Below are 23,779 nucleotides of genomic sequence, written 5' to 3' on the forward strand. Positions count from 1 at the left end.
CTACGGGTAGTAGCGTTTACTTCTGCACAGTTGATATTTACTCTTTCATACATCCATGGTATGGTTATCTCTCCTTCTGACAGCAGTAGAAGGAGGCTCATCATGAGTAAATATATTCCTGGTAACCAAAAACACCTTACCCTTGAAAACCGTATCTATATCGAAAACGAACTGAATAAGGGCACTTCCTTTAAGGATATTGCCAGGTTCCTGTGTAAGGATCCTACCACGATCTCTAAAGAAATCAGGGCTCACCGTCTCTCAGACTGGTATCACAAAGGGACTTTCTATAATGCCAAAAACTTCTGCATCCACCGCTATCACTGCAAGAAGACTAACGCCTGCGGAAAGATTATCCTGTGCGGAATCAAATGCGCATCCTGTCCTACCTGCAACCAAACCTGCAGAGACTTTGAGAAAGAGCACTGCGTCAGGCTTGACCGGGCTCCCTATGTCTGCAACGGCTGTACGAAAAAAATCAATCACTGCACGATTGCCCACAAATACTCTTATAACGCCAGGTTCGCTGACAGGAAATACCGGGAAAAACTCCGGGATTCCAGAACAGGGATCAACATGACCAAACGGGAGCTTCACAAAAAGGATCAGATCATTTCCCCGTTGATCGAACAGGGACAGTCCCCCTATCATATCCTGACAAACCACCCGGAGCTGGATATGTCCGTCCGCACCCTGTATTCGTATCTTGACCAGGGGCTCTTTACGGCAAGGAACATAGATCTGAAGCGGAAAGCCCATTTCAAACCAAGAAAGTGCCATAAAACACAGATCACGGACAGGACAGTCTTTACCAACCGATTATATCGTGACTTCTGTTCCCTTGCCCTTACAGGCTATGTCCAAATGGATACGGTCCATTCTTCCAGGGAATCAAAAAAGACCTTGCTGACCATGTTTTTCACCAAAGAAAAACTCTTCCTTGCTTTTCTGATGAACCGATGTACGAAAGGCGCTGTCCGCCTTGTTTTTGACCGTCTGGAAAAGCGTATGGGAACCTATGAATTCGCTTCCGTGTTTGAATATATCCTGACGGACCGGGGCTCTGAATTTGGTGATCCGGATGCTTTGGAAACCGGCGTGAACGGAATACAGCGTTCCAGCATTTATTACTGTGACCCGATGCAGAGCGGGCAGAAAGGCGGGCTGGAACAGGCACATACGATGCTCCGGATGGTTCTGCCAAAGGGAACCTGTTTTGAGTTCCTTACACAATGGGACATAAACCTGATCGTAAACCATATCAATTCCACACCCAGGGAAAGCCTGGATGGAAGGACGCCATACAGCGTCGCCTTGGAAACACTTGGAGAAGAGGTCTTAAACGCATTTCAGCTTAGGCCGATTGCCCCGGATGAGGTAAACCTGACGCCTAAGCTGATCCGCTTTAACCACTAATCAACTAATCGAAACCTGCTGTCAGACTGGAAGTAAACGTTTCACATTTTTTAGATGTGGCCGGTGGAATTCAGTCTCGCACACTGTTTTTCAGCGGTCCGTTTCCCATACCCAGAAATCAAGTATTTTTCGATGAGTTTAGCTAATTATAGCAGAAAACAGGAGATTTCGCTCAAAAATTTCCTGCAAAATCAGCAAAAAATAAAGTATGGTGGAATTTACCTCTGCACTGGAATTTAAAATTTCAATTTAGCGTCGATTTATGTCAAAATCACTGTTCTTCCGGCACAGTATAGGAATAGCAATAATAATCGAACCAGTCGATCCATGATTTTTTCTTCCAGGTCAGCTTAAATGGAGTATTCTGTATAATATATTCATGGCATACCGGATGCAGATAGATCATCGTGCAGGATCTCGGCTTTCGTTTCAGGCTGTCCATAAGATGACCGATCATGACACGGAATACTTCCTCCGGAAACGGGTTAAACAGATAGAAATAATTATATTCGTCATAGTCCTGAAATTCCAGCGCATCTGCCTGGAACGCCTGACAGCGGTCCTCTATTCCAAGCCTGTGAAAATTATCATTGGCGGTCCTGGTCAGGGCTTCTGACAGATCATATCCCCGGACCGCGCCAAAAGGATAACGGCTCATCAGATACATGGCCTTTCCCTTCCCGCAGCCAATATCCAGGATGCGGTCCTCCTGGCTGATCGGATATCTTTTCAGGATACGTACCAACGCGTCTGTAGACGGCTGATATTGATTGCCGTGGTCCTGGGAGAATCCGGCATTTTCCTGGGACACCCATCCGGAAAAGTCCGCGTTTCCGCGGAATATCCGGTCATTCAGGCGTGCGAACCACTGCCAGATTCCACAGAATATATCATGCAGAAATGATTTCATGTGCAGTCACTCCTTATATCTTTCATTCCTGGTGTCTGAATTCTCAGACCCTGCCATTAATAATATAAATTGCCATGACTGCCGCGTCTAATACTTAAATTTCATAATAAACAATACCTTTTAGGTATAGAATACCGGCCAGTTTCTGGCAGGGCTAAACTCAAAAAAACGACAAAATTCTATCAATTATCAAAGTAAGATGTGTAAAAATGGCTATGTCCGCCCTGCCGGAAAAAGTCCGTGGTATCTATCATTTACACGTTCTGCCGGATCCAGTTCTCTATGTGTTCTGCAATTACGTCATTATTCAGATCCTGGAACATGAAATGATCATTTCCGGTGATACCTTCTTCAGGCAGATCAACAACCGTACAGTTGCCGCCCTGGGAGTGTGTTACCAGTATGGAATCTTTTCCTGTCCGGTCATATACTTCATCGATCTTCGCCGCCACGGCTCTCGCCACTGTCTCGTTGTCAAAGTCGGCGCCCATATCCGATGTCATACCGGTATCGGGAGTCATCTGACGGAAGAACTGGTCCAAAGATTCTTCATCATTGGGGAACTGCGATCCTTCATTCGGAACAGATTCTCCATTCTCCCAGCGGCCGATACGGAATTGTGTATACCATCTCTGGTCCAGTGTCTTTGTACTGATCTCTCCGCTGACAGAAGTCGCTCCTGCCTCTCCTCTTCTCGGCTCGTCGATCAGAAATACACTGTGGCCCATCCGAAGGAACATGTCAGACCAGCCTTCCCGGCCGTCCGGAGTCGTCATCCATCCCATACGGGACTGTCCGTATCCATGAAGAAATACCATGGGGAGTCCTGTCTCGTCTTCCGGAATCTGATAGAGGACATTGGCATGAACTCCGCCCAGGGCGCTACCCGGGAGAACAATCTGGCTTCACTGGGATATGTGGATTTTGATAATCCGAGTGAAATCAGCATCTACCCGGTCGACTTTGACAGCAAAGAACATGTAGCCGAGATCCTGAGCGCATACAACAGCCGCATGGAGGCGGAAGGAATGGACGATCAGGTGATCACGTATACGGACATGGTGGGTACTCTGATGTCCTCCGTCACAGATATCATCGATATCATCAGTTACGTGCTGATCGCGTTTGTGGCCATCTCCCTGGTTGTATCTTCCATCATGATCGGGGTGATCACTTACATCAGCGTACTGGAACGGAAAAAGGAGATCGGGATCCTCAGGGCCATCGGCGCTTCCAAAGGGAATATCTCCCAGGTCTTCAACGCCGAGACTTTCATTATCGAACTGATCGGCATCGGACTGACGCTGCTTTTGCTGATCCCCGGCAATGCGCTGATCCATCACCTGGCAGGCACTGACAACATCAATGCGTTCCTGCCCGCCGGATACGCAGTCATCCTGATCGCGCTGAGCGTCTTTCTCACGCTTCTGGGTGGACTGATCCCTTCCAGAAAAGCGGCCATGAGCGACCCGGTGACGGCGCTGCGGACGGAGTAACTTTTCGCTTTTTAAATCAGCATGGTCATATAGGCAGGTATATACATAATACCATCCTGATAATTCAGATCTTTGGTATATATGATATACCTGTCTTCCATTTTCATCTGGTATTTCTTTACCAAATAATCAAAAGATTTATGGGACAGGTAATTGGAAGATTTGACTTCTATCGGACATATTTTTTTCTTTTTTACCACCAAAAAATCCACTTCGTACTTTTTTTCCATGGCTGATCCATCCGGCTTGTAGAGATATTCGTGAAAATATAATGAATATCCGGCGGCCCTCAACATCTGAGCAACCATATTTTCTAAAATCATTCCCTGATTAATTCCTAACCGGTCAATGATCAAGGACTTATACAGATCTTCATCTAAGTCGTCCCGGTTTTGCATAATTCTGGTTACCAGAAGTCCTGTATCCCCCATATACAATTTAAAATTACTTCTATCCGCGAACAACTCCAACGCAACTTCTGGTTTTGTAACGTTAATGCATTCATTTCCTATCATCGACTCCGAGATAAAACTGACCGCATCCATGTAATTCTGGAATCTCGCATTTTTATTTATTAAAGACCATTTAAAATGTGAGTTTTTGTTTTCCAGCTGTTCCGGTATTGTTTTATATATGACGGAAGCCTTTTCTCTATTTTCATCATCGTATTTTTTCAAATCTTCTTCGTACAAATCCAGAATATTTCTTTTTATAAAATCGATTTGTGCAAAAGTTCTGCCGTTTACAAAAGCTTCCACAGCCTGAGGCATTCCTCCTACCGCCATATACGTACGAAAATTTTTCATGACTTTTCGGTGAATGCTGTCTCCTAATGGCTTTTTCCTTTTAAATGCATCCTGAATGATCGGAATTGTAACAGTATCTCCTAATGCCCAGAGATATTCTTCAAAATCCATCGGATACATTTTGATGCGATATTCTTCTGATGGGATCAGAATATCTTTTACATTTTTTTTGATTGAGATCAAAGATCCTGTCTCTATATATTCATATCTTCCATCCGCCACCAGATATTTGATTGCTTGTCTGGCAAGAGGAAACAATTGAATCTCATCAAAAATCAAGGCACACTTTTTCCCCTGAAGCGCTCTTCCTTTAAGCAGGAACAAATTTCGAAAAAAAGTATCCAAGTCATTTATGTTTTCTGTGAAATTATTCCGAATATCTTCGCTCTCTCTGGCAAAATCAAGGATCATATAATCATCATATTCATTCTTGGCAAATTCTTCTACGATTGTAGTTTTACCAATACGCCTTGCTCCTTCCAGCAATATGGCCGAAGAACCCGCAGACAACTCTTTCCATTCCAAAAGTTTATCGTATACTTTCCTTTTAAAAATCACTTTATATACACTCCGTTTCTTTTAAAAGCATTATATCACGAAAACAAGAAAAGTATACCTTGTATTTTTAACGAAAATAAGAAATGTTTTATGTAATATTTTAACGAAAATAAAAAATGTTTATATCCATATCCCTTATCTCCACACAATATCCGCCTTTTTCCTGGGGGCTGTCCTCTTATAGGATACGGCCGGATATCCGATCAGCATACAGCAGACCAGAGGCGTATCCGGGATTCCAAGCCACTCTTCCAGTTCCGGACAGGCTTTTATGATCCGGGTCAGATATCCGCTGTAGAGGACGCCCAGTCCTTTGGCAACCGCCATATTTTCAATATTGGCTGCCGCAAGCCCGCCGTCCAGCGCGTTATCCGCGGCGATCATGATGCAGGCGGGAGTATTGAAAAACAATCCGTCATCCTCCGGGTGCCTGCTCCGTCTGCGGTGCATGAATTTAAACAGCGCAGCATAATGGGGCATCTCCGCTTTCATCTTCTCCACCATCTCCAGAACCTGATCCCAGAGCAGGTCCTTAAACTGGTCAAGTTCCTCCTGAATCACGATAAAGCGGCAGGCCTGCCTGTTCTTCGCCGTGGCAGTATATCTTCCGGCCTGCAGGATCTGCTCCATGCAGTCTTTTTCGACCTTTTTATCGCGGAAATTACGGATACTTCTTCTGAATTTTACCGCGTGAAGAAAATTCTCCGGAGCGACAGAAAATGTTTCCGCATCATATTCTTCCACATCCGCCATATCGTACTCCGGAATACTTACCGCTCCTTTCGGGCAGACAGCCACGCAGTGGCCGCACTGGATACATTCCGGTGTGTAGACCGCTTTTCCGTCATGAACCGATATCTTCGCCGCCGGACAGTCCTTGGCGCAAAGACCGCATCCCACACATTTTTTCTCATCAATTTCAACCATACCGCTGCTCTCCTTTTCCAATAAAAATTTCATACTAATGCTTCTTCGCCAGCTCATTGGTATCCAGGCTGTCCCGGAACACAAAGAACCGGTCATACAAAAACTCCAGGGTAAAATTTGCCACCATATTGATGACGGTTACCAGGTATTCATTCCAGTGCAGGCTTTCCACGAGGAAATTGCCAAGTACCGTGGAAGCCGGCGTAAACACACAGTAAAAGGCAAAAACCTTAATCATGGCAGCCGGCACGTTGCTGGCAGACTGGAACGTGTATCTGCGGTTCAGTGTAAAATTCCACAGCACCGACAGTACCAGCGCAATCAGGTAACAGGGCCAGTAACTCCATCCGGTCAGTTCATTGAGAAGGGAAAAGGCCGCGATCTCAATGACTCCCGCAGAGATAGAAAATAATAAAAATTTCAGCGAGCGCAAAAGCTCCTTATGCCTGACATTGCTCATTGAGAAAGCCTCCTGTAGTTTTTCTTGTTGCTCTGATACAGTCTTTTGAAGATGTCGAAGTATTTATCATAGATCTTCTTTTTCTCCGGATCCGGCTCAAAGCGGCCGGACACAGGGATGAAATCTTTCACCCGGTCCAGATCCCCGATGGCGCCCAGTCCCACGGCAGCCACAGCGGCCGCGCCTACGGCGCCCACATTCTGGGGATTCTCCACTACTTCAATGGTACGTCCCGTTATATCCGCCAGGATCTGAGAAGTCACCGGGGACAAAGCGCCTCCTCCAACAAACCGTATTACAGAGGAAGTCTTTACTTTTCTTTCTTCACACTCCAGCATCCAGCGCAGATGATAGCAGATGCCTTCCAGCACCGCGCGGATCAGTTCTGATTTTCCCGTCTCCAGGCGGATGCCGAAAAACATGCCCGCCGCAGCCGGATCTTCAAAAGGACAGCGGTTTCCGTGCAGCCAGGGTGTGAATATCACGCCGCCGGAGCCTTCCGGCACCTGGCTTACCACTTCGGTCATATAATCGTACAGGCTCCGGTATACCGCCTCATGGCTTTCCGACACATCTACTTTCTTCAGATAAATCCCGATCTCGTCCAGCGCCAGATGGTCTTTTACCCATTCCAGACATTTCCCGGCTGTCTCCATCTCTGCAAAATAATTATATCTTCCGGTCTGTGCTCCCACGATCGCCGCGATCATGGCGGAGACGTCCACTATCTGCCGGTCTGTCACGGTACCGACCCATCCGGAGGTGCCGCAGTAGATATGCGTCTCACCCACGCCCACGCACCCGGAGCCGACGCCGATCAGGGAAGCGTCCCCGCCTCCTCCAAAGACCGGAATGCCCGCCGGAAGCCCCAGTTCCTCCGCCGCCTGCGCGGTCAGGGATCCTGCCCGGTCGGAAGATCTGATGATGCGCGGCAGATGCTCCATCTGAATGCCGAACATGCGGCAGAGACTTGCGCTCCACCCTTCTTTCCCTTTTCTGGTGTCATAGAGCAGCGTCGCGAATGCGGAGTCTTCCGTCATGACGCATTCTCCGGTCAGCCGGCGGATAAAATACTCTTTTACATCCAGCCACTTGTCTGCCCGCCGGAAGTTCTCCGGTTCATGATTTTCGATCCATTTATATTTCCACATAGGATCTTTGACGCTGGTGGACACGGCTCCGGTGATGCGCAGGCATTTCAGCAGCCGGAACACATTGGCTCCGGCGATCTGCGGACCGTAAGCAAGGCCTTTCCGTATCTCAGCCTTTGCCCGCTGATCCATATAACTCATAGGGCGGTGCACCGGCTTCCCATCCTTGTCCACCAGCACCAGCCCCTGCATCTGGGAGCAGAAAGAGATCCCTGCCACTTCGTCCGGTCTCACTTCTGTCCCGGCAAACAGTTCCTTTGTCGTATCGCAGACTGCCTGCCACCATTCTTCTTCATCCTGTTCGGCTCCGCCGTCTTCCAGAATATAGAGACGGTATCCTTTGCTCACGCCTGCCAGCAGCGTGATCGTATCATCCACACGGAACAGACAGGTTTTTACGCCTGTCGTTCCGATATCGTAAGCCAGCACATAAATCATATCTTCATTTTCCTCCCTCATGGGGAACATCCTCCCTGGAAAATGTAAACGCGGATTCCAGAAATCTTAACAGCTGTTCCCTGACCATATCATCCTCCGGCAGATCCCCGCCGCAGTACAGTTTCCACCGTTCCCTGTAATAATCACAGCAGAGTCCGAACTGCAGCATCATCAGAAGATTATCGAAAAAAAACGCAGCCGTCCCGGGATCCATGTCCTCTCTGACAGTCCCGTTCTTCTGCGCTTTTCCTATAATGTCTGTATATAGTCCTGCCGTCATCTTCTCGATCTCCTCCGCCAGGTCCGCCGCGCAGCGGCTGTTTCTGACGGATGTGATCTCGTGATACATGCGGATATCATCCCCGTGCTCCGCCGCATGCCTCTGCAGTATGCGGATCACCTGGTCCGCGTACCCCAGTATCTTATCCTCCCGGACAAGCACTTCCTTCAGCGCCTCTTCCAGCCTGCCCACGCTGCGGCGTACACAGGCCAGGAAAAAACTCTCTTTATCCGAATAATACTTGTACAGTACCCCTACGCTGATGCCCGCTCTTCCGGCGATGGACGCCATACTGGCCTTTTCCATGCCCCTCTCCGCGAACTCATGGATCCCTGCTTCCAGGATCTCCGCGAGTTTTGCTTCTGTCAGCTTTTCATGCATCCGGACTACCTCTCCTTCTTCCGGGAGTATTTGTTCACATAGACCGTTCTCTGGATCAGGCCGTCCAGTCTGCCCAGAGGCTTACATTCCGGAAAGTTTTCCGCGAACAGCGCCGCTCTGCAGCCTTTTTCCAAAAGGGCCGCCACTGCCCCCACGTCGTCTCTTGTCCTGCCGGTACAGAACGCTCCTTCCCCGCGGATCAGAACTGCGTTTCTGCCCGCAAGCTTTTTCGCCGCGCCCGCCGGATCATGGCCGTCCGCGCAGCGGATCGTAGTCCCCGCGATCTGAATCAGATCTTCCAGATAGGGAGAAAAATCTTCTCCGCTCCGGCTCACTCTGCGCACTGCGTTGCTGGTGTCCCACAGGATATATTTTGCGTCCGTATGCCGGTAAATCTCCGCATGGAAAGCCGCTTCTTCCGGCAGGTCATCCGGCAGCCTGTTCAGCCAGTAGACTTTTTTCTCTCCGTTCAGCTGCAGACAGAATCGTCTGTCTTTGCGTATGCTTCTCCCGTAATCACGGGCAGGAGGAAGCTGCTCCCGGTTCTTATTTCCAAGAAGTCCGATCTGCTCCCTGCAGACCCGCTCCAGTTCTCTGGCGGCAAGAAACGCGTCCTCCTCGTCCGTTCCCATACAAAGAGCGCCGTGATATCTCATAAGCACAGCTTTGGTCTGCGGATAACCCTGCAGCACATCCACTACCGCATTCTTAAGTTTCTTCGTGGACGGCATGCCGTACTGCGCGCAGGGAACTTCCGTTCCCAGCCGTTCAGAATCTATATGCGTCAGATCCCTGCCTGTTATTCCGTAGACAGAAGCTGCCTCCTGATGGGTATGAATGACAAAATTCACTTCCGGGCGCATACTGTAAACAGCCGCATGGATTCCTTTTTCACTGGACGGTTTCCGGGGACCGTCGTAAGAACAGTCCTCGATATTCACCGTCACCAGATCTTCCGGCCTCATATGCTCATATCCCATCCCGCTGGGAGTGATGACAAACTGGGTGGCAGATATCCTGGCGCTTAAATTGCCCCATGTCCTTGCCACCAGTCCGGTACGGAGCAGTTTCCTGGCAGACTCTGTCACCAGATTTCTTGCAGTTTCTTCTGTATAAGCCATCTCTATAACCTCCCCTGCTGTATGTCTGCTGTGCTCAGACGTCGATGCGTCCACAGTTTTCAAAGACTCTGTCGAAACGAGCGAGCACGTCGTCGATCATCTCTTCGGTATATGCCGCGCTGGTATACAGCCTGGAACCGGCCAGCGTCACGATCCCCTCCGCCATGTAAGCGGCTCCCATGTGTTCCATTTCCTTCTGACGGATGCCGGTCTGCTTCAACACCTCCGGAATCGTCCAGGGCTTCGACCAGTCCACCACAAAATGCATGGTTCCCACACTGTCCAGATGGCAGATAGAACCCTGGTTGAACGCCACGAACGGAAGATGATGCTTTTCGATCAGCTTCTGCAGTCCCTTTGTCAGACGGTCGCCCATTCGCCCGGCTTTCTCGCAGGCATTGGTTCTCTCGATCTCGCACAGCGTGTAATATCCTGCCACGCAGGAAATCGGCGTCGCCGCCAGCGTTCCTCCGCACATGGCTTTGGACACTTTCTTTCCGGAAGAGTCGAGCCCTGCGCCCAGGTATGCCATACAGTCGTCATGGCCGCCGACTCCGCCTGCTCCAGGATATCCTCCCGCAATAATCTTTCCGAAAATTGTAAGATCCGGATCCACGTCAAAATAGCTCTGCGCGCCTCCCGGCCCGATGCGGAATCCGGTCACCACTTCGTCAAAAATCAGAAGCGCCCCGTATTTATGCGCCAGATATTCTGCGCCTTTGATAAAACGTTTGGATACCGGCCTGGTCCCGCTCTCCGGCCCCACTGGCTCGATATAGACGGCTGCCGTGCCTCCGGACAGACGGTTTCTCTGGAGTTTCCTCTCCAGATCTTCCAGGTCATTCGGGAAGAACTCATCTGTATGCCTGAATACGAACCCGGGTACTCCCTTGGACATAAGTCCTTTCGTGCCCGGCACACGGATGCCGTACGCCAGCTGGTCCGACCAGCCGTGGTAAGCCCCGCCCATCTTCAGGATGTTCTTTTTCCCGGTCTTTAATCTGGCGATTCTGGCCGCGCACATACATGCCTCGGTGCCGGACCCCAGCATACGGAACTTCTGTACAGAAGGAACCATCTCCGAGATCTTCTTCGCCAGTTTATATTCATATTCATGGAACAGTCCTGTGGAAGGACCGCAGGTATTCAGAAGATCGATGACCCGTTCCCGCACTTCCGGCGGATTGCTGCCCAGGATCGTGGGGCCGCCCGCCTGCAGCAGGTCATAATACCAGTTCCCGTCGATGTCGTAGAGCTTCGCTCCCTCCGCCTTATTGACCACGATGGGGAAAGGATAGTTGAACGCCAGATTGTGCTGCACACCTCCGGGGATCACCTCTTTGGCTTTCTCGATCATCTCTTTTGATTTCGCGCATTTTTTCTCAAAATAGTTCTCCACGTAATCGTCCAGCTTATCCGGGCGGATGGAGTAGACCGGCTTTTTGATCAGCTCGTCCAGCTGTCTGGTCACTTCTTCCGCGTTCAGATACTTGTCAATCGCAAATCCGTTGTACGCCATGGCTTGCCTCCTGTTCTACCTTGTGAATAGTTGTTCACGTATTTTCTGATGCTATTTTACCACCAGTCAGACCGCCTTGACAACAACTTATTGTCTGCCAAAATAAAAAGAGCACATGCTTTGACTGTCCAGTCATCTTTCATGCACTCTTTTACCTATCATTTTTCATGACGGAAACGGATTTCCCCGGTCTCATCGTCCATGCTGTCTATGATGGCAAGGGATTCCACCTGATATCCCTTCTCCCTGAGCATGCGTCCGCCGATCTGCTGACCCTTTTCGATGGCGATCCCGATTCCTTCCACCGTAGCGCCGGCATGTTCGATGATATCGATCAGGCCGCTTACCGCGCAGCCGTTGGCCAGGAAATCATCGATGATCAGGATATGGTCTTCCGGCCCCAAATATTTTCTGGAGACAATCACATCGTACACTCTCTTGTGGGTGAAAGACTCGATCTTGGTACTGTAAACCTCTCCGTCGATATTGATGCTCTGTGTCTTTTTCGCGAAGACCACCGGCACATGAAAATACTGAGCGACGATACATGCGATCCCGATCCCTGACGCTTCGATAGTCAAAATCTTGTTGATCGTCTTTCCTTCGAACAGCCTGCGGAACTCTTTCCCCATCTCATTGAACAGATCGATATCCATCTGATGATTGAGAAAGTTATCCACCTTCAGCACATTCCCTTTCTTTACGATCCCGTCTTCCCGGATTCTTCTCTCCAACAATTCCATACTTTTTTCCTCTGTTTTCCAGTTTGATTTTGTCTATTGTATCATCTGGACAGCCGCTCGTAAAGAGTCAGTTCCAGGACTCCGCAAATGCGGACAGCCGCGTCTGCAGATCATTGTCCGTCACCGCTTCCACAATCTCATCAGCTGTTATATGAAAAATACTTCCGCCTGTAAAGCTCAGATACGCAAATCCGGCAAACAAAAGCAGGCATATCATAAATTTCAGTTTAAAAAGAGCAAGCGTCCGGGACGGAGTCTCCTCCACGGGATGTCCGTAGATCTGATCGCTTCGTCCGCCGTATGTCTCTCTGAGAAGTTGTTCTCTGTATGCACCCATCTTCATTCCTCCTCCTGTTGTATCTTATGATGCGGAGGAAGAAAACATGCCTTCCGTTTCTAACGGTTTGCCAGCTCTTCGGTAATATCTTCCCAGGTCACGCCTTTCTCGGCCATCAGAACCATGGCATGGTACAGAAGATCCGACATCTCGTATTTTACTTCTTCCGGATCCGGATTCTTGGCGGCAATCACCAGCTCCGTCGCTTCTTCTCCTACCTTTTTCAAAATCTTGTCGATTCCTTTGTCAAACAGATAGTTGGTGTAGGAACCTTCTTTGGGATGCACTTTCCGGTCCAGTATCACATGATACACGTCTTCCAGTACATGAAGCGGATTCTTGCCTTCATTCTCCCGCTCTACCAGATCGCGGTAAAAGCAGGTCCGGTTTCCCGTATGGCAGGCCGCGCCGATCTGGCTGACTCTGGCCAGAATCGTATCATTGTCGCAGTCTATAGATAAAGACTTTACATACTGAAAATGGCCGCTGGTCATCCCCTTGGTCCAGAGTTCGTTCCGGCTGCGGCTCCAGTATGTCATCTTTCCGATACGCAGCGTGGTCTGAAACGCCTCTTCGTTCATATAGGCGAGCATCAGAACTTCCGATGTCCGGTAGTCCTGCACGATGACCGGAACCAGTCCGTCCGCGTCCGTCTTCATCTCGCTCCATGGAATGCTGCTCTCCAGAACGTTCATCTCCAGGCCCCGCTTTGCCGCTTCTTCTTTCAATCCCATAAAATCCGCCACTTCTGTGGAAAAATAAATACTGGCGATCCCTGCTGCCCATTTATTGGCAAGCACATTAATGACCGCATCTTTTGTAGCAGCGGAGCTGACGCTGATCACAGGCAGTTCTCCTGTATATGGACAATGGGTATCCGATCCGGACCACAGAATCAGACTTCCTTTCTCATCCAGTTCTCTGGTGAGCTGCGTCTCATCCGCAATGGAAAAACCGATCTTTTCCCTGCCGAACCGCTTTGAGACCTCATCCGTCATGTCCACATTGCTTTCCCGGCCATAATTCAAAATAGCTTTTTCACACCCCGCATAAAGGATTTTCTTCACATCCTCTGTACGGCGGATGTGTCCTCCTGCGTAGACCGGGATCTCCGCCGCGCGCGTTATCTCTTTCATAAGTCCGATATTTGCTTCGTGCTCTTCATCCGACTCGGACAAATCAAAAAGGAGGATTGCGTCCGCTCCGTTATCACTGTAAAATTCTGCAAGTTTTACGCCGTCCTGTCCGTTGACCCTGCCTCCGCGCAGAGGCATTACAGGAACCAGATACTTTTTTTTCATCATTCCAAACTGCCTTTCGTTGATAATACACCTGTGATTCTCTCATCTATGGAAACCGCCATATCCAGCGCCTTCGCAAATGCCTTGAACATAGCCTCGCAGATATGATGGCTGTTGCTTCCCGAAAGCATCTGGAAATGCAGGTTCATCTCCGCACTGTAGGAAATGGCGTAAAAGAATTCCCGTACCATTTCTGTATCCATGTCTCCGATCTTCTGTGACGGGAACTCCACATTGGACACATAGTAAGGACGGCCAGAAAGATCTACGGCGCAGAGTACCAGCGCTTCATCCATCGGCAGGATGCAGCTGCCGTAACGCCGGATTCCTTTTTTGTCTCCTACTGCCTCTTTGATGGCTTTTCCAAGCACAATCCCGGTATCCTCGATGGTATGGTGGCAGTCCACTTCCAGATCTCCGTCCGCGCTTATTGCTAAATCAAAAAAACCGTGTCTGGCAAATCCGTCCAGCATATGATCAAAAAAACCGATCCCTGTATCCAGCTGCGCGGTTCCGCTTCCGTCCAGATTCAGGGTCACACTGACGTTGGTCTCTTTGGTATTCCTCTCTATCGTCGCCCTGCGATCCATCTCATACCTCCTTTCCCGGCTCTTCAAAGCGCACGTGGATAGAGTTGGCATGCGCCGTGAGCTGCTCCTGCTTCGCAAAATATTCAATATCTTCGTGTGCTTTTTCCAACGCCTCTCTGGAATAATAAATAATACTTGATTTCTTTACGAAATCATCCACAGACACCGGGGAGAAAAATCTCGCCGTTCCGTTGGTTGGAAGGATGTGGTTCGGCCCCGCAAAATAGTCTCCCAAAGGTTCGCTGCTGTATTCTCCCAGGAAAATAGCCCCCGCGTTGCGGATCTTCGTCATGACTTCAAAGGGATTGCGCGTCACGATCTCCAGATGTTCGGAAGCGATCAGATTGACCGTCTCCACCGCGTCTTCCAGCGAATCCGCCAGAAGAATCCAGCCATAATTGTCCAGGGATTTCTGGATGATCTCCTTCCTGGAAAGACCTTTTACAAACTCATCCACTTCCTCGGACACTCTTCTGCCCAGCTCCTCGCTGGTGGTCACCAGAATCGCACTGGCCATCTCGTCATGTTCCGCCTGAGAAAGCAGGTCTGCCGCTACGTACCTGGGATTGGCAGTCTCATCCGCCAATACCAGAATCTCGCTGGGACCGGCGATGGAATCGATTCCCACATACCCGGATACAGCTTTTTTCGCCAGTGCCACAAAAATATTTCCCGGGCCTGTGATCTTGTCAACTTTGGGGATACTTTCCGTACCGAATGCCATGGCGGCGATCGCCTGCGCGCCGCCTATTTTATATACGGCGTCTGCTCCCGACTCTTTCGCAGCTACCAGAACCGACGGATTGACCCTGCCGTCCTTGCCGCAGGGCGTAGCCATAATTACCTGGCTGACCCCGGCAATCTTTGCCGGAACTATATTCATCAGCACAGAAGACGGATACACTGCTTTTCCGCCCGGCACATATACGCCTGCCGCCCGAAGCGGCGTCACCTTCTGCCCCAGAATCGTCCCTTCCGGAGTGGAGTCAAACCAGCTGTACTGACGCTGTTTTTCATGATATTCACGGATGTTTTTCAGAGATTTCCGAATCGTTTCAAGAAGCCTCTTGTCAATTTTCTCATACGCCTCCCGAAACTCTTCTTCCGTCACCTGCACATTGGCCGCTCCGATCCCGTCCCAGTCGAATTTCCGGGTCAGCTCAAAAAGCGCCTGATCCCCTTCCGTGCGCACCCGCTCCACGATCTCCGTGACCGTATCGTTATACTCTCCGTAATTGCCCGGACTTCTCTTTAACAGAGTGTCCAGCAGATTTTTTTTCGTTGTATCATCCAGTTTTACTGTCCGCATAGTCCGCCTCCTATAGTACCGCTTTTAATTCCTGGATCAGTTTCCCGATCCGGTCGTTTTCCATCTTCATGCTGACCTGGTTCACCACCATGCGGGCGGACAGCGGGCAGATCTCCTCCAGAACCTTCAGTCCGTTCTCCCTCAGCGTAGATCCGGTCTCCACGATATCCACGATCACTTCCGACAGGCCTACGATAGGCGCCAGTTCTATGGAACCGTTCAGTTTGATGATCTCCACTGTCTGGTGTTTCTGGTCATAGAAATAATTTCTGGCAATGTGCGGATATTTGGTGGCCACCCGGATCAGTTCCTGTTTCTTAAGCAGATTCCTGGCAGATTCCGGACCGCAGACGCACATCCTGCATTTTCCGTATCCCAGATCCAGAACCTCATACATTCTGCGGTTTTCTTCCAGGATCACGTCTTTTCCTACCACCCCGATATCCGCCGCCCCGTATTCCACATAAGTAGGTACGTCCGGCCCTTTGGCCAGGAAAAATTTCAGTTTTCTCTCTTCATTTACAAAGATCAGTTTTCTGGTATCCGGGTCCTTCATCTCCTCGCAGGTAATGCCCACTTTCTCCAGCAGCTCCATGGTCTTTTTCGCCAGGCGCCCTTTACACAGGGCAAATGTCAAATATCTCATACTATACAGTCCTCTATCCTTCTATAAAGATTATATCCTGGATCCCGTTCTTTTCTGCGTAGGACGCGTAATCTCTGCCTATGCGTTCCTGCACCAGTTCTGCCGCGACTCCTTCCCTGCGGAGCTCTCTCGCCTTCGCGATGGCTTTTTCCGCCTGGGAAGCCCGGTATATGATCAGCGCTCTGGGGATATGTGTATCTATTTCGATCTTCTGCCTGGACAGCGCGCTCATCAGCCGGTCCACCACAAACGCAAATCCGGTGGCAGGCGCCGGCTTGCCGAAATGATCCATCAGCGTGTCATAACGGCCGCCCTTGGCCACCGGCTCTCCGGTTCCGTAAGTATATGCCTGGAAGATAATGCCCGTATAATATTTATACTTGCTCACGGCTCCCAGGTCAAAAGTCAGGTATTTTTCAAATCCATAGCAGGATACCAGATCCCAGATCCGTCTCAGACGTTCCGTGGCGCGTTTGGCATCCTCTGTCACCGCGCACCGCTCTGCCCTCTCCAGCACTTCCGCGGAACCGAACAGATTCGGCAGCTCCGCAAAGGATTCCTTCAGCGCCGCAGCCACCGGCAGAGGCTCCAGGAGTTCCCTTACGCCGAATATATTTTTGTTGGAGATGTATTCCCGAAGTTCCAGCTCCATCTCTTCATCCAGATGGGATTCTTTCAGAAGACTTTTGAAAAAGCCCACATGGCCCACGCTGACCTGGAATTCTTCCAGGCCGACCGCCAGCAAGGATTCAATCACCATGGCGATCATCTCGGCATCCGCTTCCACGCTGCCGTCCCCGATCAGCTCCGCGCCGGTCTGCGTCGTCTCTTTCAGGCGGCCCTGATAATCCGAATGGTTGATAAATGTATTCGCCATATAACACAGACGGACCGGCATATCCTCCTCAGTGAAATATTTTGCCGCTGCTCTGGCGATGGACGGGGTGATATCCGGACGAAGCACTAGCGTGTGGCCTTCCCGGTCAAAAAACTTATATAATTCTCTTGACGGCACGGTCCCTACTTCCCGGCTGAACACGTCGAAAAATTCAAAAGTAGGCGTCTGGATATCCTCGTATCCGTAACTCTGCAGTACCCGGCACAGCGACTCCTGAATATATTTTTTCCTCCGGCATTCCCCGTTATAAATATCCCGAACGCCTTCCGGCGTATGCAGAATCTGATTATACATTCCTGTCAGTCTCCTTGTCTCTCGATGCTTTCGTATGGTAAAGTGCTACTATGAAAAAGCCAGCATCAGTATTGTATACCATGGCCCCGTCAGTTGTCAACTTCTGACTCCAGATCCATGCAGAGCGGTTCCAGATACGGAACCAGATATCCTTTGGATGATTCAAAGAAATACTGCGGATCCAGTTCTTCCATCCGGAAGCTCTTCCGCCCTCCTTCCTCCGCCCTTTTCCAGAACTTCAGAAGCTGGCGGATATGCAGGTAATAAAACCGCTGCTCGGAGGTATAGTGGATGATCAGGAAGGCCTTTCCTCCCTGGTTTTCAAAGTCCCTCATAAATGCCATCTGATGCTCATGCACGTTCTGAAGAGGAAAAGTCTTCTCATGACACTCCTTGGCATCGAAGCAGACCGGAATCCCCTGTACCGCCCCAATATAGTCCACCGTACTTTTCTGGTCGAAATATGCCAGCGTGATATGCCTGTTCTCTTTATCGATTTTAATCGGGGTGATCGGCGTAGGCACTTTCTGGATCAGAGCAAGCCCCTGTTCCCGATAACGCTCATTGGTTCGATTGATCATATCCTCCAGAGTCGATCCCCGGAGTCCTCTGGTATTCCAAGTTGACATAATATTTTTATGTTCCCTTCTTGTCCAGTATCCGTCTCATGACAGGCGGGAATTCCGCCTCAAACACCCTGCCGGACAGAGCTTCCAACGGAGCCGGAAGTTCTGGAAGCTCCAGGCGGAAAGAGTGCAGAAACTGGCTCTTTAGTCCATATTCCTTCCGGTATCTGTCGTTGACTTCCGGATCGCCGTATTTTGTATCTCCCACCACCGGATGGCCGGTAGAAGCCAGATGCGCCCGGATCTGATGGGATCTTCCGGTGATCAGACATACTTCCAGAAGCGTGTCTTCGCGGACCCGCCCCACCGGACGGTATTCTGTGGCAATATACTGTGCCCCTTCCCGCTCCTTGTCCAGGATCCGCACCCGATTGGCAGCCGGATCTTTCCATAGGTATCCCTCCAGATACTGCTCTTCCCGCAGTGCTCCTTTGACCAGACAGCGGTAATATTTGTGAAGGCTTCTGTCCCGCAGGACCTGGGACATGACCCGAAGTCCCGGCAGAGATTTCCCGCAGACCACGATCCCGCTGGTATTCCGGTCCAGACGGTTGCAGACGGAAGGCCGGAAAGGATCTGATTCTTTCCACTGCCCGCCGCGCAGCAGGTATCCCAGCACATATTCATTCAGGGAGATATCGGAAGCTTTCGCTTTCTGGGACAGCATGCCGGGCGGCTTGTTGACCAGCAGCACATGCTCGTCCTCGTAGATAATATCCAGATTTGCCCGGGGAAACTCTGCCTTCCCGGTATCTTCCTGCTTCCCGGCGAATTTGTCCCAGGTCTCATCCGAAAAAAATACTCTGATCTCGTCTCCGGGAGAGAGACGTTCACTGCCGTCCGCTTTTTTCCCGTTCAGGATGATATTCTTCTTACGCAGCATCCGGTACAGGAAGCTCTTCGGCGCTTCCTTCAGATACCTTCCAAGCAGCCTGTCCAGGCGCTGCCCCGCATCGTTCTCCTTTATCAATATCTGTTTCATAATCCCGCCCTTACAAAGAAATTGCCGTAATCAGACTCTGTATGATCTCATCCCTGGAAAGCCCCGGATACCGGTCGTCTCCTTTAAAGGGAACCTCCTCCGGCGTATGCCCTGCAATCACGGACACACGCTCCAGAAATGCCTTCTTCTCCGTAAAGATTTTCACATTCTGCTTATAGGAATTGGCCTTCAGCGTCTTTTTGACATGTTCTCCCGCCCGGTTCGCGTCCGTCTTTGGGTCGCTGGTGTATCCGGCCACGTCCCGTCCCGAAACCACCAGGCAGTCTATATAATACGTCTCTTCATAGCTGGTCAGCACATTTTCGTAAAGCGCCGGGCAGGCGCCCCGGGCCTCTTCCGTCTCCTCGTATAACGTCCGGTCTATGGAATGATACCGGCTGGAGACGATGGCGTGCACGATCTGGTTGCAGCCCGGAAGACACAGGACCACCGCGATCACCGTGACCACGTTCAGGCGCGTGCCGTTCACCGCCCATCCCGCGATCAAAAGAATAAAAGGCCCCAGCAGCATCAAAAACGCTTTGAGCCAGGCTCTTTTTTTATTCTGATTCAGATATCCGTAAGTTCCTTTTTGTAATTTTTTCATTTCTGACTGCTCCTGCGATGAATATTGCGGATTGTTTTCTTTTTTCTCCTGCCATCCTGCTTTTTCCCATAAACGGCGGCTTTCTGTCCGTTCCCGGCAGGCCGGAGCAGGCATTTGGGGCCATAACCGATCAGATCCGTACGGCCCGCCTTCCTCAGGGCTTCCTCCACCAGCGGCCGGTTCTTTGGATCCCGGTACTGGATCAGCGCTCTCTGCATGGCTTTTTCATGAGGATCCTTCGGCACGTACACTGGTTTCATGTTCCTGGGATCCAGGCCCGTATAATACATACAGGCAGAGATCGTGGACGGAGTCGGGTAAAAATCCTGCACCTGCTCGGGCATGTAGCCCAGATCCCGGCAGTATTCTGCCAGTTCCACCGCCTCTTTTATGGTGCTTCCCGGATGGGAAGACATGAGATACGGTACCAGATACTGCTTCATTCCCAGTTTTTCATTCATCTTCCGGTAACGCGCGGCAAATTCCTCATAGACCGCATGCTTTGGTTTTCCCAGGCAGGCAAGCACCTTGTCCGACACATGCTCAGGCGCCACTTTCAGCTGTCCGCTCACATGATAGCGGCAAAGTTCTTCCAGGAAACGGCCCTTTTTATCTGCCAGCACATAGTCAAAACGGATGCCGGAGCGGATAAAGACCTTTTTCACCCCGGGCAATGCTCTCAGTTTCCGAAGCAGCGCGATATAATCTTCATGATCCGCCTTCAGACGAGGGCATGGTTCCGGAAACAGGCACTGGCGTCCAGGGCATGCTCCTTTCGTTCCCTGTTTCTCACAGGCCGGTCCCCGGAAATCCGCCGTGGGGCCTCCCACATCATGAATATATCCCTTAAAATCCGGCTCTTGCGTCATAATCCCGGCTTCGCGAAGCAGAGAATCATGGCTTCTGGCCTGGACAATCCTCCCCTGGTGAAAGGTCAGCGCGCAGAACGAACAGGCGCCGAAACACCCTCTGCAGCTGGTCAGACTGAATTTTACTTCCGCCAGGGCAGGGATGCCTCCTGCCTCGTCATACATGGGATGCCAGGTTCTCTGATAAGGAAGCCCGTACACGTCGTCCATCTCTTCTGTGGACAGAGGCTTTGACGCCGGATTCTGCACTACAAAGCAATGGTCCGAATACGGCTCTGCAAGACGTTTTCCCAGGAACGGATCCGTATTGCAGTACTGGATATAAAAGCTCTCGGCGTATTTTCTGCGGTCTTTCTGCATGTCCCGGTAGTCCGGAAGCAGGATACAGTCCTTGATCTGCTCCGGAGAACGGACTTTACAGACTGTTCCGGGGATATAAGTCAGATCCCGGACCGCGATCCCCGCGTCCAGCGCTTCCGCGATGGCCAGAATCGACCGCTCTCCCATCCCGTAAGAGATCAGATCCGCCCCGCTCTCCAGAAGAACCGAACGGCGCAGGGAATCCGACCAGTAATCATAATGAGCCAGTCTGCGCAGAGACGCCTCGATGCCTCCGGCAATCACCGGTACATCCTTATATACCTGGCGTATCAGATTGCAGTAGACGATCACTGCCCGGTCCGGCCGGCGGCCCATCTGGCCGCCCGGAGAATAGGCGTCTGTCTTCCGGTGCTTTTTCGCCACGGTATAATGATTCACCATGGAATCCATGTTCCCGGCAGACACCAGAAACGCCAGCCGCGGCCTGCCCAGGGCAGCGATGCTCTCCACGTCCCGGTAATCCGGCTGGGGAATGATCCCTACCGTATATCCATGATCCTGCAGCAGCCGGCTGATGATCGCCGTGCCAAAAGACGGATGATCCACATAAGCGTCCCCCGAAATATAGACAAAATCCAGCTGTTCTATATGAAGTTTCTCCATATCCGCCCGGTTCACAGGCAGAAAATCTTCTCTCATTCCGTCTGCTCCTTCAAACGTTCTGTCTCCTCCGGTCTCAGCGCCCGGTACTCTCCCGGTGCCAGACTCCCGTCCAGCTGAAGGCTTCCCATGGACAATCTCTTAAGCCACAGAACCCGGCACCCCACCGCTTCAAACATTCTTTTGATCTGATGAAATTTTCCTTCCCGGATCGTGATGCGCACGCGGCTTTCTTCCCCGGATGACAGGATCTCAAGCACCGCGGGAAGCGTCGGCCTCTTTTCTCCGATCTCCAGACCTTCTTCAAACCGGCGGACATGCTCCCCTGTCACCCTTCCTTCCACCCTTGCCTCGTAGATCTTATCCACATGCTTTTTGGGAGACAGCAGTCTGTGTGCCAGTTCCCCGTCATTGGTCAGCAGAAGCAGTCCTTCTGTATCCTTATCCAGTCTGCCCACCGGAAAAATCCCGTCCGGGACAGGCTCCTCCACCAGATCCAGCACCGTCTTCTGGCGGCGGTCCTCCGTGGCAGAAAGCACTCCCGGCGGTTTATTCATCATCAAATAGATATACTTCTGATAAACCGCAGCCGCTCCGCCGCAGAACACCTGCGCCCGTTCCTCGTCAATCTTCAGTTCCGCCTTTTTTACAATCTCTCCGTCTACCTGCACCAGTCCTTTTTTCAACAGGGCCTTCACCTGGCTCCTGGTACCAAAACCGGTCTCGCACAGATATCTGTCCAGCCGCATCATGCGTTCATCCTCCATCCGGAGAAATATTTATTGCGCAGAGTTCCCCGGATCAGTTTTCCCCAGCCCAGAGGATAACCGTCCACGCAGACCAGCTGCCAGCCTTCCGGCCTGGAACTCTCGCCGTCTTCGATCTCCAGAGTCTCCCCCTTCAGATAACGGATGACCCGGTCGTCCGCTGCGGAAAGATCAATCACCGAAGCGTATTCTTCTTTTTTCAGCGCCATGGCGAATGCCTGGCTGGGCTCGAAGCGTTTCTTCAAAAGCTCGCCCAGATACAGTCCGGAACGCAGGAACCGAAGCCCTGGGCACCGTCCCACTCCTTCCGGCATCAGAAATACCTTTGTGTCTTTGACCACAATCCTGGACAGTTCCATGGGCATCGATACATCCTGTAAAAAAGCTTCCAGCTCCGCGGGAATCCTGCCGGGTCTGCCGGCAGGTTCCGGCGCGCCCGGGATCTTCTCTCCCGCTTTTTTCAGAAGAGCCAGGAAATGGCCTTCCCCATCTATCTTGTGAGGGAACAGCCGGACGCATCTCTCCAGCGGGAAACGACTTCCCACCAGTTCCGGCATGCCGGAACAGAAACCCTCCTGCCGGGGGATCTCTTCCAGTGTGAATTCCGGATGTTCTGCCAGGAATCCGTCTATACTGCCCTCATTCTCCAGCTTTGAAAAAGTACAGGTGGAGTAGAGCATCGTCCCGCCCGGTTTCAGCAGTTCTGCCGCCTGGCGCAGGATCTCCCGCTGCATATTCGCGAATACTTCCGGCCCCTGTTTCTCCCACGCCGGGATCATATGGGCCTGCTTGCGGAACATGCCCTCGCCCGAGCACGGCGCGTCAATCAGGATCTTATCAAAATACTCATGAAAATACCGGTCCAGACGGTCTCCCATCTCGCTGGTCACCAGAAGATTCGGGATTCCGAATACTTCCAGATTCTTGAGAAGCGCTTTCGTCCTGGAGGCGCTGGCGTCGTTGGCTACCAGAAGTCCCGTATGATTCAGCTTCGCGCCCAGTTCGGTGGCTTTTCCTCCGGGAGCCGCGCACAGATCCAGTACCCGTTCCCCTCTCTCCACCGGCAGGACAGCCGCCGGAGCCATGGCGCTGGGCTCCTGGATATAATACAGCCCTGCATAATAATAGGGATGATGTGTGGGCGAATCTTCCTCTGTATAATAAAACCCATTCTCCGTCCACGGAACTCTGCGCAGCTTAAACGGACTGATGCGCAGAAACTCTTCCACGGAAATCTTGGAAGTATTCACCCGAAGCCCGGTAAACTTAGGCTTCTCAAAGCTGTCCAGATATTCGGCCAGCCCCTCCTCTCCCAGGATCTCTCTCATATTTTTTATAAATGCAACAGGAAGTCCCATAACTGCTC

At 51.0% G+C, this 23,779-nt stretch carries 23 protein-coding genes and 1 pseudogene; 2 read left to right on the forward strand and 22 right to left on the reverse strand.

All coding sequences use genetic code 11. The features are described from left to right. Positions 1–102 precede the first annotated feature (102 nt). Positions 103–1,416, forward strand: coding sequence for an IS30 family transposase (locus B5F29_RS08155; RefSeq protein WP_087154142.1), 1,314 nt, complete (start codon positions 103–105; stop codon positions 1,414–1,416). Between the two features lie 271 nt (positions 1,417–1,687). Here B5F29_RS08155 and B5F29_RS08160 read toward each other — a convergent pair whose 3' ends face one another. Both B5F29_RS08160 and B5F29_RS16750 read right to left on the reverse strand, forming a co-directional pair. Further along, a complete protein-coding gene (locus B5F29_RS08160) occupies positions 1,688–2,326 on the reverse strand; it encodes an SAM-dependent methyltransferase (protein WP_087154143.1) in 639 nt (212 codons plus the stop codon). 254 nt (positions 2,327–2,580) lie between these two features. After that, positions 2,581–3,144, reverse strand: a complete 564-nt coding sequence (locus B5F29_RS16750) for a hypothetical protein (protein WP_330397564.1) — start codon at positions 3,142–3,144, stop codon at positions 2,581–2,583. Between the two features lie 54 nt (positions 3,145–3,198). Here B5F29_RS16750 and B5F29_RS16755 point away from each other — a divergent pair. After that, a pseudogene (locus B5F29_RS16755) lies at positions 3,199–3,822 on the forward strand (ABC transporter permease); the annotation flags it as partial. A gap of 11 nt (positions 3,823–3,833) precedes the next feature. Here B5F29_RS16755 and B5F29_RS08170 read toward each other — a convergent pair. From B5F29_RS08170 to B5F29_RS08265, 20 genes are all read right to left on the reverse strand, one after another. Then, on the reverse strand, positions 3,834–5,153 hold the full coding sequence (locus B5F29_RS08170; protein ID WP_242955610.1) for an ATP-binding protein: 1,320 nt from the start codon (positions 5,151–5,153) through the stop codon (positions 3,834–3,836). A 168-nt stretch (positions 5,154–5,321) separates the two neighbouring features. After that, complete coding sequence (locus B5F29_RS08175) at positions 5,322–6,113, reverse strand: nitroreductase family protein (RefSeq protein ID WP_087154324.1); 792 nt, start codon at positions 6,111–6,113, stop codon at positions 5,322–5,324. A gap of 34 nt (positions 6,114–6,147) precedes the next feature. Next, positions 6,148–6,573, reverse strand: coding sequence for a GtrA family protein (locus B5F29_RS08180; protein WP_087154146.1), 426 nt, complete (start codon positions 6,571–6,573; stop codon positions 6,148–6,150). Further along, positions 6,570–8,183: a xylulokinase gene (locus tag B5F29_RS08185; RefSeq protein WP_087154147.1), complete on the reverse strand. Its 1,614-nt coding sequence runs from the start codon at positions 8,181–8,183 to the stop codon at positions 6,570–6,572. The genes B5F29_RS08180 and B5F29_RS08185 overlap by 4 nt, the downstream gene beginning before the upstream one ends. Then, positions 8,167–8,823 (reverse strand): TetR/AcrR family transcriptional regulator, encoded by a 657-nt coding sequence (locus tag B5F29_RS08190; protein WP_087154148.1) that lies wholly within the window; start codon positions 8,821–8,823, stop codon positions 8,167–8,169. Before B5F29_RS08190 ends, B5F29_RS08185 begins: the two co-directional genes overlap by 17 nt. Before the next feature lie 5 nt (positions 8,824–8,828). After that, positions 8,829–9,944, reverse strand: a complete 1,116-nt coding sequence (locus B5F29_RS08195) for a class II aldolase/adducin family protein (protein ID WP_087154149.1) — start codon at positions 9,942–9,944, stop codon at positions 8,829–8,831. Between the two features lie 34 nt (positions 9,945–9,978). Continuing rightward, a complete protein-coding gene (locus B5F29_RS08200; protein ID WP_087154150.1) occupies positions 9,979–11,463 on the reverse strand; it encodes an aspartate aminotransferase family protein in 1,485 nt (494 codons plus the stop codon). Between the two features lie 158 nt (positions 11,464–11,621). Beyond that, the gene (locus B5F29_RS08205) at positions 11,622–12,206 is read right to left on the reverse strand and encodes a xanthine phosphoribosyltransferase (RefSeq protein ID WP_087154151.1); all 585 of its coding nucleotides are present in this window, start codon (positions 12,204–12,206) and stop codon (positions 11,622–11,624) included. Positions 12,207–12,273: 67 nt separating this feature from the next. Next, positions 12,274–12,543: a hypothetical protein gene (locus B5F29_RS08210; RefSeq protein WP_087154152.1), complete on the reverse strand. Its 270-nt coding sequence runs from the start codon at positions 12,541–12,543 to the stop codon at positions 12,274–12,276. Positions 12,544–12,602: 59 nt separating this feature from the next. After that, a complete protein-coding gene (hisIE, locus tag B5F29_RS08215; RefSeq protein ID WP_330397566.1) occupies positions 12,603–13,847 on the reverse strand; it encodes a bifunctional phosphoribosyl-AMP cyclohydrolase/phosphoribosyl-ATP diphosphatase HisIE in 1,245 nt (414 codons plus the stop codon). Further along, on the reverse strand, positions 13,844–14,434 hold the full coding sequence (gene hisB / locus B5F29_RS08220; protein ID WP_087154153.1) for an imidazoleglycerol-phosphate dehydratase HisB: 591 nt from the start codon (positions 14,432–14,434) through the stop codon (positions 13,844–13,846). Before hisB ends, hisIE begins: the two co-directional genes overlap by 4 nt. A gap of 1 nt (position 14,435) precedes the next feature. Beyond that, positions 14,436–15,743 carry a histidinol dehydrogenase gene (gene hisD / locus B5F29_RS08225; RefSeq protein WP_087154154.1) on the reverse strand — a complete coding sequence of 436 codons (1,308 nt, stop codon included), beginning with the start codon at positions 15,741–15,743 and terminating at the stop codon, positions 14,436–14,438. A gap of 10 nt (positions 15,744–15,753) precedes the next feature. Then, a complete protein-coding gene (gene hisG / locus B5F29_RS08230; protein ID WP_191393475.1) occupies positions 15,754–16,389 on the reverse strand; it encodes an ATP phosphoribosyltransferase in 636 nt (211 codons plus the stop codon). A gap of 13 nt (positions 16,390–16,402) precedes the next feature. Beyond that, positions 16,403–17,581, reverse strand: coding sequence for an ATP phosphoribosyltransferase regulatory subunit (gene hisZ, locus B5F29_RS08235; protein ID WP_087154156.1), 1,179 nt, complete (start codon positions 17,579–17,581; stop codon positions 16,403–16,405). A gap of 89 nt (positions 17,582–17,670) precedes the next feature. After that, positions 17,671–18,210, reverse strand: a complete 540-nt coding sequence (locus tag B5F29_RS08240) for a Holliday junction resolvase RecU (protein ID WP_087154157.1) — start codon at positions 18,208–18,210, stop codon at positions 17,671–17,673. A gap of 7 nt (positions 18,211–18,217) precedes the next feature. Continuing rightward, positions 18,218–19,189: an RluA family pseudouridine synthase gene (locus B5F29_RS08245; protein WP_087154158.1), complete on the reverse strand. Its 972-nt coding sequence runs from the start codon at positions 19,187–19,189 to the stop codon at positions 18,218–18,220. Between the two features lie 10 nt (positions 19,190–19,199). After that, the gene (locus tag B5F29_RS08250) at positions 19,200–19,796 is read right to left on the reverse strand and encodes a hypothetical protein (RefSeq protein WP_087154159.1); all 597 of its coding nucleotides are present in this window, start codon (positions 19,794–19,796) and stop codon (positions 19,200–19,202) included. Continuing rightward, a complete protein-coding gene (locus B5F29_RS08255; RefSeq protein ID WP_087154160.1) occupies positions 19,793–21,685 on the reverse strand; it encodes a YgiQ family radical SAM protein in 1,893 nt (630 codons plus the stop codon). The genes B5F29_RS08250 and B5F29_RS08255 overlap by 4 nt, the downstream gene beginning before the upstream one ends. Further along, the gene (locus tag B5F29_RS08260) at positions 21,682–22,398 is read right to left on the reverse strand and encodes a pseudouridine synthase (protein WP_087154161.1); all 717 of its coding nucleotides are present in this window, start codon (positions 22,396–22,398) and stop codon (positions 21,682–21,684) included. Before B5F29_RS08260 ends, B5F29_RS08255 begins: the two co-directional genes overlap by 4 nt. Beyond that, the gene (locus B5F29_RS08265) at positions 22,395–23,771 is read right to left on the reverse strand and encodes an RsmB/NOP family class I SAM-dependent RNA methyltransferase (RefSeq protein ID WP_087154162.1); all 1,377 of its coding nucleotides are present in this window, start codon (positions 23,769–23,771) and stop codon (positions 22,395–22,397) included. The genes B5F29_RS08260 and B5F29_RS08265 overlap by 4 nt, the downstream gene beginning before the upstream one ends. Positions 23,772–23,779 lie beyond the last annotated feature (8 nt).

Source organism: Lachnoclostridium sp. An196, assembly GCF_002160135.1.
GTDB classification, from domain to species: domain Bacteria; phylum Bacillota; class Clostridia; order Lachnospirales; family Lachnospiraceae; genus Hominiventricola; species Hominiventricola avistercoris.

Excerpts from the sequence above, each read along its gene's own strand:
- B5F29_RS08155 (WP_087154142.1), top strand. The coding sequence starts at position 103 with ATGAGTAAATATATTCCTGGTAACCAAAAACACCTTACCCTTGAAAAC.
- B5F29_RS08160 (WP_087154143.1), bottom strand. The coding sequence starts at position 2,326 with ATGAAATCATTTCTGCATGATATATTCTGTGGAATCTGGCAGTGGTTC.
- B5F29_RS16750 (WP_330397564.1), bottom strand. The coding sequence starts at position 3,144 with ATGGTATTTCTTCATGGATACGGACAGTCCCGTATGGGATGGATGACG.
- B5F29_RS08175 (WP_087154324.1), bottom strand. The coding sequence starts at position 6,113 with ATGGTTGAAATTGATGAGAAAAAATGTGTGGGATGCGGTCTTTGCGCC.
- B5F29_RS08180 (WP_087154146.1), bottom strand. The coding sequence starts at position 6,573 with ATGAGCAATGTCAGGCATAAGGAGCTTTTGCGCTCGCTGAAATTTTTA.
- B5F29_RS08185 (WP_087154147.1), bottom strand. The coding sequence starts at position 8,183 with ATGAGGGAGGAAAATGAAGATATGATTTATGTGCTGGCTTACGATATC.
- B5F29_RS08190 (WP_087154148.1), bottom strand. The coding sequence starts at position 8,823 with ATGCATGAAAAGCTGACAGAAGCAAAACTCGCGGAGATCCTGGAAGCA.
- B5F29_RS08195 (WP_087154149.1), bottom strand. The coding sequence starts at position 9,944 with ATGGCTTATACAGAAGAAACTGCAAGAAATCTGGTGACAGAGTCTGCC.
- B5F29_RS08200 (WP_087154150.1), bottom strand. The coding sequence starts at position 11,463 with ATGGCGTACAACGGATTTGCGATTGACAAGTATCTGAACGCGGAAGAA.
- B5F29_RS08205 (WP_087154151.1), bottom strand. The coding sequence starts at position 12,206 with ATGGAATTGTTGGAGAGAAGAATCCGGGAAGACGGGATCGTAAAGAAA.
- B5F29_RS08210 (WP_087154152.1), bottom strand. The coding sequence starts at position 12,543 with ATGGGTGCATACAGAGAACAACTTCTCAGAGAGACATACGGCGGACGA.
- hisIE (WP_330397566.1), bottom strand. The coding sequence starts at position 13,847 with ATGATGAAAAAAAAGTATCTGGTTCCTGTAATGCCTCTGCGCGGAGGC.
- hisB (WP_087154153.1), bottom strand. The coding sequence starts at position 14,434 with ATGGATCGCAGGGCGACGATAGAGAGGAATACCAAAGAGACCAACGTC.
- hisD (WP_087154154.1), bottom strand. The coding sequence starts at position 15,743 with ATGCGGACAGTAAAACTGGATGATACAACGAAAAAAAATCTGCTGGAC.
- hisG (WP_191393475.1), bottom strand. The coding sequence starts at position 16,389 with ATGAGATATTTGACATTTGCCCTGTGTAAAGGGCGCCTGGCGAAAAAG.
- hisZ (WP_087154156.1), bottom strand. The coding sequence starts at position 17,581 with ATGTATAATCAGATTCTGCATACGCCGGAAGGCGTTCGGGATATTTAT.
- B5F29_RS08240 (WP_087154157.1), bottom strand. The coding sequence starts at position 18,210 with ATGTCAACTTGGAATACCAGAGGACTCCGGGGATCGACTCTGGAGGAT.
- B5F29_RS08245 (WP_087154158.1), bottom strand. The coding sequence starts at position 19,189 with ATGAAACAGATATTGATAAAGGAGAACGATGCGGGGCAGCGCCTGGAC.
- B5F29_RS08250 (WP_087154159.1), bottom strand. The coding sequence starts at position 19,796 with ATGAAAAAATTACAAAAAGGAACTTACGGATATCTGAATCAGAATAAA.
- B5F29_RS08255 (WP_087154160.1), bottom strand. The coding sequence starts at position 21,685 with ATGAGAGAAGATTTTCTGCCTGTGAACCGGGCGGATATGGAGAAACTT.
- B5F29_RS08260 (WP_087154161.1), bottom strand. The coding sequence starts at position 22,398 with ATGATGCGGCTGGACAGATATCTGTGCGAGACCGGTTTTGGTACCAGG.
- B5F29_RS08265 (WP_087154162.1), bottom strand. The coding sequence starts at position 23,771 with ATGGGACTTCCTGTTGCATTTATAAAAAATATGAGAGAGATCCTGGGA.